The sequence below is a fragment of the Verrucomicrobiia bacterium genome (assembly GCA_019634625.1).
In the GTDB taxonomy this organism is placed as follows: Bacteria; Verrucomicrobiota; Verrucomicrobiia; order Limisphaerales; family CAIMTB01; genus CAIMTB01.
Window position 1 is genome coordinate 71565 of record JAHCBA010000015.1, and the last position, 12890, is coordinate 84454.

The 12890-nt window shown below is 66.8% G+C and carries 9 protein-coding genes; 1 reads left to right on the forward strand and 8 read right to left on the reverse strand.

All coding sequences use genetic code 11. The features are described from left to right. Positions 1-4: 4 nt before the first annotated feature. The 8 genes from KF833_11060 to serS form a co-directional block, all read right to left on the reverse strand. Complete coding sequence (locus KF833_11060) at positions 5-1837, reverse strand: cbb3-type cytochrome c oxidase subunit I (GenBank protein MBX3745835.1); 1833 nt, start codon at positions 1835-1837, stop codon at positions 5-7. Between the two features lie 25 nt (positions 1838-1862). Beyond that, complete coding sequence (gene cyoE / locus KF833_11065; protein MBX3745836.1) at positions 1863-2777, reverse strand: heme o synthase; 915 nt, start codon at positions 2775-2777, stop codon at positions 1863-1865. Positions 2778-2795: 18 nt separating this feature from the next. Next, positions 2796-3848: a COX15/CtaA family protein gene (locus KF833_11070; GenBank protein MBX3745837.1), complete on the reverse strand. Its 1053-nt coding sequence runs from the start codon at positions 3846-3848 to the stop codon at positions 2796-2798. 103 nt (positions 3849-3951) lie between these two features. Beyond that, positions 3952-4659, reverse strand: a complete 708-nt coding sequence (locus KF833_11075) for a hypothetical protein (GenBank protein ID MBX3745838.1) — start codon at positions 4657-4659, stop codon at positions 3952-3954. Positions 4660-4805: 146 nt separating this feature from the next. Then, positions 4806-5315 carry a 6,7-dimethyl-8-ribityllumazine synthase gene (ribH, locus tag KF833_11080; GenBank protein ID MBX3745839.1) on the reverse strand — a complete coding sequence of 170 codons (510 nt, stop codon included), beginning with the start codon at positions 5313-5315 and terminating at the stop codon, positions 4806-4808. Between the two features lie 29 nt (positions 5316-5344). After that, a complete protein-coding gene (locus tag KF833_11085) occupies positions 5345-6544 on the reverse strand; it encodes a bifunctional 3,4-dihydroxy-2-butanone-4-phosphate synthase/GTP cyclohydrolase II (protein MBX3745840.1) in 1200 nt (399 codons plus the stop codon). Positions 6545-6576: 32 nt separating this feature from the next. Further along, positions 6577-8016, reverse strand: coding sequence for a glycogen synthase GlgA (gene glgA / locus KF833_11090; protein MBX3745841.1), 1440 nt, complete (start codon positions 8014-8016; stop codon positions 6577-6579). Between the two features lie 27 nt (positions 8017-8043). Beyond that, positions 8044-9345, reverse strand: coding sequence for a serine--tRNA ligase (gene serS, locus KF833_11095; protein ID MBX3745842.1), 1302 nt, complete (start codon positions 9343-9345; stop codon positions 8044-8046). A gap of 214 nt (positions 9346-9559) precedes the next feature. On the opposite strand from serS, the gene KF833_11100 reads away from it, so the two are divergent. After that, positions 9560-12613, forward strand: a complete 3054-nt coding sequence (locus KF833_11100; GenBank protein MBX3745843.1) for a hypothetical protein — start codon at positions 9560-9562, stop codon at positions 12611-12613. The last annotated feature ends 277 nt before the right edge of the window (positions 12614-12890 follow it).

The window sequence follows — 12890 nt, forward strand, 5'->3', positions numbered from 1 at the left end:
GGTATCAGCCCTTCACGGGAATCTCGTTCTGAGGGGTGTAATCCCGCGGCGCCCCGGGAACACTGTACTCGTACGGCCCCCGGTACACTTTCATCACCCCCGCAAAGTTGCCATGCGGCGGAGGCGTCGGCGTCTGCCATTCCAGCGTCGTCGCATCCCACGGATTGTCCGAGGTCACCTTCTCGCCCCTCACAATGCTGTGGAAGAAATTCCAGATGAACGGCAGTTGCGCCACCGCCAGCAACAACGCCGCCGTCGAAATCCCGATGTTCGCCTGGATGATCGTCTCCGAAAGCCGCCCCACGACGTCCGCCGTCACATCGGACACCATGTAGGCAGCTCCACCATCCGACATCCGCCGCGACATCCCCGCAAACCCCTGCGCGAACATCGGCAGGAAAATCAGGTTCATGAACACAAACGACGCCGCGAAGTGGATCCTGCCCAGCAACTCGTTCATCTTCCGCCCCGTCGCCTTCGGGAACCAGTAGTAGATCCCCGCAAACAACGCGAAGATCGTCCCCGGGGCCACCACATAGTGGAAGTGCGCAATGACATAGTAGCTGTCATGCAGATGCACGTCCGTGAAACTGAATCCCAGCGGGAGACCGGTGAGCCCCCCGATGCCGAACATCGGAAGAAACGCCAGCGTGAAGAGCATCGCCGTGTTGAACCGGATCGACGCACCCCACAGGGACAGAAACAGACACGTCAGGATGATCACCGATGGAATCGAGATGATCATCGTGGTGGTCTGAAAGAAGGTCGAGATCTTCGTCCCCATCCCGGTCAGATACATGTGGTGCGCCCACACGATGAACGAGAGGAAACCCACCGCCAGAACCGAGTACACCAGCGAGCGGTACCCGAACAGCGGCTTGCGGGAGTTGTTGGCCAGAATCTCGGCCACAATCCCCATGGCAGGCAGAATCAGTACGTACACCTCCGGATGCGCCAGGAACCAGAAGAGATGCTGCCATAACAACGGACTCCCTCCCCCGCTGATGTCCGCCAGGTTGCCCCCCACCATCAGCCCGGTCGGCAGGTAGAAACTGGTGTCGAACACCTTGTCCATGAGCTGCATCACCGCCGCCGCCTCCAGGGGCGGAAACGCCAGCAGCAGAATGAATGCCGTCACAAACTGCGCCCACGTGAAAAACGGCAGCCGCATCCACGTCATCCCCGGCGCCCGCAGTTGAATCACCGTGGCAATGAAATTCACCGACCCCAGCAGCGAGGAGGTGATCAGAAACACCATGCCGATCAGCCAGTACGTCTGTCCGTCCGTCGGAATCGACGTCGCCAGCGGTGAATACGAGGTCCATCCCGCCTGCGCCGCCCCGCCCGGGATGAAGAAACTCACCATCATGATCACGCCTCCGATCAGGAACGACCAGAAGCTCGCCATGTTGATCCGCGGAAACGCCATGTCCGGCGCCCCGATCTGAAGCGGCACCAGGTAGTTCCCGAAGGCCGCAAACCCCAGCGGCACCACCCCGAGAAACACCATGATCGTCCCGTGCATCGCCCCGAAGGCATTGTACAGGTCCGCCCCGATCACCCCGCCCGACGCCACCGGGCCCAGCATCGCCTCCAGCATCCCCCCAAAAACGGGCAGCGGCTGGTCCGGATAGGCGATCTGCCACCGCATCGCCAGCATCAGCAGGAAACCAAAGAACAGGAAAACCAGGGACGACACGCCGTACTGGATCCCGATCACCTTGTGGTCGGTCGAGAAGATGTAGGTGCTCCAAAATCCGCCGTGAGGATGATCGTCCCCGGCGTGGGACGTGTGCCCGTGCGTGGCAGAAGGCGTGGCCGTGACTTGCTGACTCATGGGATGGCGTTCGTCCGTGTTCGGGTTAGCCCAGGATTCGGGAGGCGTTGTCCAGCATCAGTAATCCAAGAAGCAGAGGCAGATAAAGGATCGACGCGAAAAACACCAGCCTTGCCTGATGCCGCTCCAATCGATGCGTAAATCGCGCCGCCATGGCCAGGAATCCAATCCCCAGGATCGTCGCCCCCGCCCCGTAGAGCGGCCCCGCAATCCCCACCCCCACCGGCACCAGACTGACCGCCAGCAGCAGCAGCGTGGTCCCCAGTGTCGCCCATCCGGTCGCCCGCCCGCCGGGATCCACCACCGGAAGCATCCGGTATCCCGCCCGTGCGTACTCGTCCCGGTACAGCCACGCGATGGCCATGAAGTGCGGGATCTGCCAGAGAAAAAGAATGCCGAACAGCGCCAGCCCCCCGAGCCCCATCTCACCCCGCGCCGCTGTCCACCCCATCAGCGGCGGCAGCGCCCCGGGCACCGCTCCGATCACCGTGTTCCATGCCGTGACCCGTTTGAGTGGCGTGTACACCAGCACGTAACTGACCATCGCCAGCGCCCCCAGCACCGCGGTGAGTCCGTTCACCAGGGCCGCCAGGTACACCACCCCAGCCAGCCCGGTGCTCAGACCGAAGGCCAGCGCGAACCACGGCTCGATCTCCCCCGACGGCAGCGGTCGATGCGAGGTGCGCTCCATCAACCGGTCCAGATCCCGTTCCCACCACTCGTTCAATGCCGCCGCCCCCGCCGCCACCAGGCCCGTCCCCAAAAGCACATGCAGGCCCGTCAGCCAGTCGGCCATTCCCGTTCCAGCCACGAAAAAGCCCGTCAGCGTGGTAATCAGGACCAGGGCTGTCAGTCGCGCCTTGGTCAGCTCCGCCAGCATGGAAATCACCCCGCGCATCGGCGTCGCCGACTCCCGCTCCGCCGAGATCGAGGCCTTCATGGTCGCTTCCGGATCCATCTACGACTTCACCCCCACCCACGGAGCTGTCGCTCCGGACAATTCCCCGGGCGCCTCCGCAGCCCGCGGCACCCGGGCGGCGCCGACCACGAAAACCCCCGCCGCCACACCGGCCACCAGGCATAGGGCCCCCACCACCACGTGGGCCGTCGCCATGTCCGCCGCCTTGTTCGACCAGACGGTGATGGCCCCCAGAAGAATCTGCACCCCGACCAATCCCACCCAGACCGTCCCGACCCGCCCCATCCCGGACCGGACCCCGAAGGCACGCCGAAGTCTCAAGGCCGCCACCAGCACCGCGGCGGTCACTCCCAACGCCAGCACCCGGTGCGCCATGTGAAGCTGCACGTGAAACGGAGTGATCGGGTGGAAATCCCGCGTGTCCATGCGCCCGGCGTTCACCCGCTGCAGGAACCCCTCATCCATGGGGGGCCACACCCGTCCGTACGCCAGCGGAAAATCCGGCACCGCCAGGCCCGCATGCTGGTGCCGCATGCCCGCCCCCACCAGGAGCTGGACCAGAATCAAGCCCGTGGCCAGCCCCACCCAGGTGCGAACGCCCGGCGCCACGGCCGGTGCGGAAACCTTCCAGCGCCGCCACGCCGGTGACGCCAGCACGGCAATGATGACCAGCAGGGCCAGGAACAACTGCGCCAATGCCGCATGCACCACGCCGATCTGGTCCTTCATCAGGTTCACCCGCAATCCGCCCAGCACCCCCTGCACCACCACCAGCGCCAGCGCCATCCAGCCCAGCCGGATCAACCGCCGGTCCTTCGACCCCAACTGTAACCCGACGGCCAGGATCACGGTCATCAGGCCCACCACGGAGGCATAAAGCCGGTGCGTGTGCTCGTAGAAGATGCCGCCCACCCACTGGGACACGGGAAACAGGAACATGTTGTACCCGTAGGTCGTCGGCCAGTCGGGCACCGCCATCCCCACCCCGTGCGAGGTCACCAGCCCGCCCAGCGCAATCAACCCCACCGTGGCCAGCGCAGTCAGTGCGGCGTAATGGCTCAGCCAGGGTCGTGTTGTGGATTCGGGGGCCATCTCTGCAAAAGGAACCGCCGAGGAACTACCCCCGGCGGCCTCATCCAGCTTCGCCCGACCAAGCCCCTCGCGAGTCCCGCGAAGCCCGGCCGGCGACGTCATCCTACTGGGTCAGGACCTCCACAGTAAAGTTCGCCGTTACCGTGGCGTCGCCCACCGTGATCTCCTGGGTCGCAGCCTTGTCGTCCGTGACATGCGTCCGGCGATGGAATGCCGCCAGCGTGTACGTGCCGGGCGGAACGCCCTCGATCTTGAAGTTCCCGTCCTTGTCCGTCACCGCGTAATACGGATGCGGGAGCACCCCGACGTAGGCGAACATCCACGGATGCACGTCGCACTTGAACCGCACGAAAACCTCCGCCTGCGGGAACACCCGCTCGATGTCCTTGCCCCCGGCCATCTGGGCAAGGTTGAACCCGCGGTTGATGCGCGGCGTGGCATGCACGTTGTGCAACACCGGATCCGAATTGCGCACCATGAGCTTCTGGCCGGTCTGAAGTCCCACCACATACGGCAGATACTCGCAGCCCTTCTGATCCAGAAGCACCGGCTTGCTCGGAGGATCAACCGCCAAGTCGTCGCTCCGCAGATAGACGAAGACATCCGCCAGCCCGTTGTCCGCCCCCACCAGATAAAACCGGGTCTTCGGCTTTTCGTTCGGCCACAGCTTCCCGCACGAGGGGTCCAACGGCATGACCCGCTCCGGCGGCGGCGTGCCCGACAGCGTGATCTTTCCAACAATGTCGGCGCCTGAGGCGGACCCGACGCCCGCCAGCAGCGCCACTCCGGCGACTGTTCCAATCAATCTCATCGTGATGCGTAAATAGGTGTTAAGACCTGAGCGGCGACCTAACAACCCCGCCCCAACCCGGGCAAGCGATTTGTGTCGCGCCGCCCAAGGTAGAAGCCCCGCTTCTCGCCAGAATTGCCCCCGTTGCGGGCCCACACCGCAATCCCTCAAACCGGCCTCGCCCGTTGCCCGCCCCCCCCTTTCCTACCCCCCCGCAATCGAGGCATCAGCCGCGCCATGGCCAGGGCCGACCGCGCCGCCTCCACCCCCCGGTTGTACCGTGCATCCAGGCAGCGCGCATCCGCCTGCGATTGGTTCGCCACCAGCAGCACCTCGTGGATCACCGGCACCCGGTGCCGGACGGCGATCCCCATCAGGGCCCCGGTGACCGTGGTTCCCACCAGATCCGCATGCGCCGTCTCCCCGCGAATGATCACCCCCAGGCAGATCAACGCCGACCAGCGCCCGCGGGCCTCGTGCAGCAGGGATTCGGCGGCCACAGGGATCTCGAACGCCCCGGGCACCCGGAACACCTCAACCTCCGCTCCCGTCGTCCGAAGTCCATGCACCGCCGCGTCCAGCAGTCCATCGACGTGTTTGCGATTGTACTCGGACGCCACAATCGCCACCCGCGCCCGGGACGCCACGGGAGCGGCCAGTTTGACCCGTTTGAGCATGCCCCCCGACCCTGCCGGGTCCGCCCCCCTCAAAGCAAGTGGCCGAGTTTGTCCCGCTTGGTCTTCAGATACCGCCGGTTGTGCGGATTCGGCCGGATCTGGATCGGGATCTGATCCACGATCTCCAGTCCGTACCCCTCCAACCCGACCACCTTGCGCGGATTGTTGGTCAGCAACCGGATCTTCCGCAGCCCGAGATCCACCAGGATCTGGGCCCCGATCCCGTATTCCCGCAGATCCATCGGGTAGCCGAGGTCGAGGTTGGCCTGCACCGTGTCGCGCCCCTGTTCCTGCAGCTTGTAAGCCTGGATCTTCGGCGCCAGTCCGATCCCACGCCCCTCCTGCCGCATGTAAACCAGCACCCCGCGTCCCGCCTCCGCAATCTGCCGCAAGGCCTGCTGCAACTGCGGCCCGCAGTCGCATCGCAACGACCCGAAGACATCCCCGGTCAGGCACTCGCTGTGCACCCGCACCAGGACCGGCTTCCCGTCCGCCACGTTCCCATGCACCAGCGCGACATGATGCTGGTCGTCGGTCAACGCCCGGTACAACACCAGTTGGAACTCCCCGAACTCCGTCGGCATCCGCACCGCCTCCACCCGCTCGATCAACCGCTCCTGCCGGCGTCGATGCTCGATCAGCGCCTCGATCGAACAGATCTTCAACCGGTGCCGCACCGCGAACCGCCGCAGCTTCGCCAGCCGCATCATGGTCCCGTCGTCGTCCATGATCTCGCAGATCACCCCCATCGGCCGGTACCCCGCCAACCGCGCCAGATCCACCGCCGCCTCCGTGTGCCCCGCCCGCTGCAACACCCCGCCCGCCTTGGCCCGCAGCGGAAACACATGACCCGGCTGCACCAGGTCCCCGGGCACCGCCGTCGGATCCGCCATCACCTGAATCGTCCGCGCCCGGTCGGCCGCGCTGATCCCCGTGGTGATCCCCGTCGCCGCATCCACCGAAACCTGGAAGTCCGTCCGGAAACTCTCCCGGTTCTGCACCACCATCCGGTCAATCCCCAACTGCCGCAGCCTCTCCGATGTCGCCGGTACGCAGATCAGCCCGCGCCCGTGCTTGGCCATGAAGTTGATGGCCGCCGGCGTCACCCGCTCCGCCGCCATCACCAGATCCCCCTCATTCTCGCGATCGGCATCGTCCACCACGATGACCATCCGCCCCCGGCGAAGATCGGTCAGGGCGGCGTCGATGGGGTCCAGTGGGCTCGGCACGCCGCTCAGGCTATCAGGCGCCCCACGCGGGGTCACGCCCCGCCACGATAAACCTCCTCGTACGCCGCCCGCGTCCGGTCCCACGAAAAGTCGGCCGCCATCCCGTTCCGCCGGTAGAATCCAAGCCAGTCCGGCTGCGCGTACAACGCCAGCCCCTTCCGGATGGCCTTCACCAGCGCCCGGCTCGAATACGACTCGAACTTGATCCCGTTGGCCCGCCCCGGGTCGTCCCGCAGATCCGTCACCGAGTCGTCCAATCCCCCCGTCCGCCGCACGATCGGCACCGTCCCGTACCGCAGGCTGTACATCTGGTTGAGCCCGCACGGCTCGAACCGCGACGGCATCAGGAAGAAATCGCACCCGGCCTCGATCCGGTGCGACAGCGCCACATCGAAGCTGACCCGGCTCCCCACCTTGTCCGGATACCGCCGCATCAGCGCCGTCAACGCGCTCTGGTATTCCGCCTGCCCGCTCCCCAGCGAGACAAACTGGATCGGCCCCGCCAGCATCTCCTCCAGCGCCCCCAGGGTCAGGTCCACGCCCTTCTGCTCCGCCAGCCTCCCCACCGTCCCCAGCAACGGCACCGACGCCCGCGGCGGCAATCCCATCTCCGTCTGCAGGGCCGCCTTGATCAGCGCCTTCCCCCGCATTTCCTCCGCCGTGTACGCAAACGGCAGATACGGGTTCCCCTCGGTCTTCCACTCGTCGTAATCCACCCCGTTCAGAATCCCCCGCAGCACCCCCTGCCGCGACCGGATCACCCCGTCCAACCCGTCCCCAAACTCCGGCGTGGTGATCTCCCGCGCGTACCGCGGACTCACCGTGGTCAGCGCATCGGCATAAATAAGCCCGGTCTTCAACAGGTTGAACCCGCCATGAAACTCCGCGCCGCCCGGATGGAAATGCGACCACGGCAACCCCGTCAGCCCATACGCCGCACGCCCGAACATCCCCTGGTACGCCAGGTTGTGAATGGTCAGCACCGTCCGCGGCGCCTCCGCCCACCCCCCCCGTTCCACCGCGTCCCGGATCAGCAACGGCACCAGCCCCGTCGGCCAGTCATGCACATGCACCACCTCCGGCCGCCACGGCAGATGCCGCGCCAAATGCACCACCGCCTGGCTGAATCCGATGTACCGCGCGTCATTGTCCCCGTACGGCACATGGGTGTCGCCATACACGCCGTCCCGGTCGAAATACTCCAGCGCATGGACGAAATACACGGTCAGGTTGGGCTCCGGTTCGAGTACCCGGACCTCCGGCCGCACCGTCCGGTCCCCCACCGTCAGTTCCATCCACCAGTCCAGCCGCTCCGGACTGTGACGCGCCCAGATCGGCCGGTACAACGGCGTCACCACCCCGACCCGATGCCCCGCCCGGGCCAGCGCCTTGGCCAGCGCCGAGACCATGTCCGACAACCCGCCGGTCTTCGAGTAGGGATGCAGTTCGCTGGTCGCCAGTAGAATGCGCATGCTCCAGTTCCCGTGTTCAGGGTTCGTTCAGGGTTCAATCCGGTCCGTCCCCAAATAGTCCCGCAGCGGCTCCGGAACGATCACCCCACCGTCCGCCTGCTGATGGGTCTCGATCAAGGCCACAAACAGCCGCGCCAGGGCCGTCCCGCTGCCGTTGAGAATATGCGGGAACCGGTTCTGCCCCTCCTCGTCCTTGAATCGCAGATTCATCCGGCGCGCCTGAAACTCCTCGCAATTCGAACAGCTCGACACCTCCAGCCATCCCCCCTGCCCCGGCGCCCACAACTCGATGTCATAGGTCCTGGCGCTCGCGAACCCCATGTCCCCCGTGCACAACTGGATCACCCGGTAGTGCAGCCCCAGGCTCTGCAGGATCCGCTCCGCGTTCCCCACCATCTCCTGCAACGCCGCCTCCCCCTCCTCCGGCCGCACAATCCGGATCATCTCCACCTTGTCGAACTGGTGCACCCGGATCATCCCCCGCGTCCCCACCCCGGCCGCCCCCGCCTCCGCCCGAAAACACGGACTGTACGCCACGTACCGGACCGGCAGCGCTTCAACCGGCAGGATCTCCTCCCGATGGATGTTCGCCACCGGCGCCTCCGCGGTCGGAACCAGGTACAGCTTCCCCAACGTCCCGTCATCCAGTCCCTCCCGCACCGCATACGCCTGGTCCGCAAACTTCGGAAACTGACCCACCCCCACCATGCACGCATGACCCACCACAAACGGCGGCGACACCTCGGTGTACCCGTGCTCACGGATGTGAAGGTCCAGCATGTACTGGATCAACGCCCGCTCCAGCCGCGCCCCCCAGCCCGTATACAAAAGAAAGCCGCTCCCCGAGAGCTTCGCGCCCCGCTCGAAATCCACCAACCGCAACCGCTGACACAACTCGACATGCGTCCGCGGCGTGAACTCAAACGCACGTCGCTCCCCCCACGTCCGGATCACCGGGTTGTCCTCCGCACTCCGCCCCACCGGCACTCCCGCGTCCGGCAGATTCGGCAGGGCCAGCAATACCTCGCGCCGGCGCTCCTCGCATTCGTCCACCTCCCGGTCCAGTGCCGCGATCCGCTCCCCCAATCCCCGCACCTCGGCCTTCCGCGCCTCCGCCTCCGCCACCTTCTTCTGGCCCATCAGCGCCCCAATCGCCTTCGAAGCCGCGTTCCGCTCCGCCTTCAACCGCTCGACCTCCCCCACCTTCAACCGCCGCGCCTCGTCCAGCTCCACCAAAGCGTCGATCTTCGCCTCATCCCCAGCCCCACGCGCCCGCAGCCGTTCCCGCACCCAGTCCGGCCGCTCCCGCACTAACTTCATGTCGAGCATCGCGGCGCCAGTCTTAGAAACCGCCCCACCCCGACGCAAGACCCCGTCACACCGTCCGCCCTCCGCCCTCTGCCTTCCGAGGAGCTACGCAATTCGCTGAGACGAATTGGATTACCGGCTTCTGATCTCTATAACATTGACTCACCCTGCGAAATCAGGGACGGACTGAACCCATCCTATGGAGGCTCTCCACGTCCGGCACTGCCGTCTTCCCGTGTCCATTCCCCGCCCCCCATTGGCCTGGCTCGGTGCCCTCGCCGCCGCCGCCTTCGTGGCCGCCACTCCCGGCTCCCTCCGCGCCGCCACACCCTGGGGCACCCCCATCATGCAGCCCGGCATCGGAGCCGTTACCTGCGCCGCCCCCGCCAGCATGGCCCTGACCAATGCCTGGGTCATGGGCCTCATGGATTTCCGCAATCCGCCCCCCGGTGACTACGGCCCCCTCGGCCCGGCCGCGCCGCTCTGGAACCCGCCCGACTACCATCACCCGTCCTGGACCGCCGAGACCCTCGGCGCCGTGTACGGTCTGGCCATCGACACCCAGGGCGACATCTACGCCGCCGCCCACGGCCTCTATTCCAAATCCTGGTTCCTCAATTACCACCATCGCTACGGCAGCCTCGGGGGCGGTTCGAATTCGCTCGCCGCCGCCGGGACCATCTACCGGATCAACCGGACCAACGGCGTCCCCTCCGTCTTCGCCGTCCTGCCCCAGCAGGCCATGACCCTCACCCCCGGCTGGGTCTCAGGCCCCGGCATCGGCAACCTCGCCCACGACCCCGTTCACAATCAGTTCTTCGCCACCAACCTCGAAGACGGCCGCATCTACCGCATCGACAGCGCCGGTTCCGTCGTCCAGACCTTCGATCCCCTCGGTGCCGATACCGGCGCCCCCGGCCTTCCCCCCCTGACCGAACTCCTCTGGGGCATCGGCGTGTCCCAGGGCGCCGTCCACTACGCGGTCTGGAACACCGGCGGCTCCACCTCCCCCGGCAAAATCCGGCGCATCCAGATCTCCGGTACCGGCGCCCTCCTCCCCGCCACCGACGCGGAAATCCTCACCGTCCCCGCCTCGCCCATCGCCGTGCCCACCGGCTGGGCCCAGGCCGTCCCGGTCACCGACATCGCCTTCTCTGCCGACGGCACCCGCATGCTCCTCGGGGAACGCACCATGCTCACCCCGACCGACTCCTATAATCACGCCAGCCGCGTCCACATCGCGGTCCTCTCCGGCACCACCTGGACCGTCACCCGCACCCTCGAGACCGGCAACAGTTGGGGCCGCGGCGAAGCCTATGGCGGCGTGGCCTACGGCGAGGAAAACGGCGCCCCCGAACAGATCATCTGGATGACCTCCGCCGACCTCGCCGACATGCCCGGACCCCACGGCATCCAGGGCGTACGCCCCGCCGACTTCCCCCTGGCCACCAGCCCCTCCATCGTCACCAACGCCTTCCGCGTCCCCTTCGATCCCGCCTACACCACCTCCGGTCCCGACTTCAAAGGCAGCGGCGGCGACGTCGAGATCATGCCCGGCCAGCCCTGCAGCGCCATCCGCGTCCTGCGGGTCGAATGCCCGAAGGAACCCGGCGCCCCCGTCACCGTGACCGCCGAAATCACCAACCTCTCCGGGGTCACCGTGAACTACGCCTGGTTCACCCCCTGCCCCACCAACCTCCTCCCCGCCGGGGCCATCACCCTGCAACCCATCCCCACCACCGTCTTCAACCTGCCCGGCCCCCTCACCAACAACGGCACCGCCACCATCACCTTCCAGCTTCCCGCCGGTGCCGACGGCCATACCGTCTGCTTCCGCCTCACCCTCCTCAACGAAAGCGGTGAGGTCTGCTGCACCGAAAAACTCTGCGTCGTCGTCCCCAACTGCGACTGCGCCCGCCTCGTCGAGCACAAGATCGATTGCCGGCTCCAGCCCGACGGCACCGTTCTCTACACGCTCCAGCTCGTGGTCGAAAATCTCACCCACCTCTCGCCCAACCCGTTCCCGTTCTACTACGCCACCTTCCTGCCCCCGTCCGCATTCAGTCCGGCCCATGCCGTGCCCGTTCCCAACCCCATTCCCCCCGGCGGCACCGGCGTCTTCACCGTCAATTACACCGGCGGCCCCGGACCCCTCTGCTTCAACCTCACCCTCCACGACGAAAGCATCGACCCCTGCTGCGCCATCCCCGTCTGCCTCGAACTGCCCCCCTGCGTGGGCACCCCCGTCAAACCCGACTTCTGCGCCGTCGATGAACGCGTCCCCTGCCGGCCCAACACCGACGGCACCCCGGGCAGCAGCGCCATCATCCTCTACACCGTCTGCAACAACGCCACCGTCCCCCGCACCTACACCTGGGCGGCCGCCGGTCTCCCCGCCTCCCCTCCCTGCACCCAGGTCCTCGGCGTGTCCGACTTCTCCCCCGCCACCGGCACCCTCGGCCCCATCCCCCCCGGCGGCTGCCTCACCGTTCCCATCGTGATCCGCTGCCCCGATCTCCCGCCCGGCGGTTGCGCCGCCTTCGAGGTCTGCGCCTCCGCCGGACCCGACCTCCCGCGACTCTGCTGCCGCGGAACCGTCTTCCGCCCGCGCATCGGCGATCCCGTCATCCACCTCGTCCGCGACCCCGCCGCCCCGACGCCCACCCTCACCGTCGGGGGCTCCGTCCCGCTCGACTTCGACGTCGCCAATCCCGGCACCGCACCCCTCGACGCCACCGTCGTCATTCGCGACCGCGTCAATATCCTCGGCTTCGCTTCCCAACCCGGAAACGTCCCGGACATCGGTCACGTCGCGTCCTTCACCCTGGCACCCGCCGCCACCCAGCGCCTGCGCGTCCTCGTCTCCCGCTTCGACCTCGGACAAAACCCGCCGCCCTTCTCCGAGGTCCTCGCCTGGGCCCGCTCCGATCTGGAAGCCCTGGACCTCCTGTCCCTCGGCGAACCGGACCTCGCCACCCCGCTGCGCCTGCCCGCCCGCACCGGCACCGTCGATCCCCAGCCCCGCCCCACCATCGCCGGGTTCCGCATCGTCCCGACCGATCCACCTCGCGCCGCCCTGACCCTCGAGTCCGTCGCCGGCGCCCGCTACCGCATCGAACGGAACCCGTCCCTCCGCGAAGACTGGGCCACCACGCGCCCCGAAATCGAAGACTGCCCCGTGGACGACCAAGGCGTCTTCGTCGGCAACGGCGGCGCCCTGACCTGCGAGGTCCCCTGCGAACCCGGCGAAACCGCCATGTTCTTCCGCATCGTCCGCCTGCCCGAGTGATCCACCCCCGGAACACCCCGCCCGCCACGAAACGCCGCATCTCCGAGCTGCCGTAAGGTGCAACGGGATCGGGATCGGCATCGGGGTCGGGGTCGGAATCGGTCTCCAGAGGAGCAACGAGGGTTCACGAATCCCCGGAGTTCGATCCGGGAACTTCCCAACCGCCCACTCGGCCGCCCCGTGATCGTCAGGAGGGAGCCAATCGGAGGGACGATCTCCGCGAGTCCACAACCCACCTCTCCCCGTCCTTTGCGCCTTCCTGGTGAATCCACTATTT

What these genes read in the sequence shown, in the direction of transcription:
- KF833_11060 (MBX3745835.1), bottom strand. Translation starts at nt 1,837, where the DNA reads ATGAGTCAGCAAGTCACGGCCACGCCTTCTGCCACGCACGGGCACACG.
- cyoE (MBX3745836.1), bottom strand. Translation starts at nt 2,777, where the DNA reads ATGAAGGCCTCGATCTCGGCGGAGCGGGAGTCGGCGACGCCGATGCGC.
- KF833_11070 (MBX3745837.1), bottom strand. Translation starts at nt 3,848, where the DNA reads ATGGCCCCCGAATCCACAACACGACCCTGGCTGAGCCATTACGCCGCA.
- KF833_11075 (MBX3745838.1), bottom strand. Translation starts at nt 4,659, where the DNA reads ATGAGATTGATTGGAACAGTCGCCGGAGTGGCGCTGCTGGCGGGCGTC.
- ribH (MBX3745839.1), bottom strand. Translation starts at nt 5,315, where the DNA reads ATGCTCAAACGGGTCAAACTGGCCGCTCCCGTGGCGTCCCGGGCGCGG.
- glgA (MBX3745841.1), bottom strand. Translation starts at nt 8,016, where the DNA reads ATGCGCATTCTACTGGCGACCAGCGAACTGCATCCCTACTCGAAGACC.
- serS (MBX3745842.1), bottom strand. Translation starts at nt 9,345, where the DNA reads ATGCTCGACATGAAGTTAGTGCGGGAGCGGCCGGACTGGGTGCGGGAA.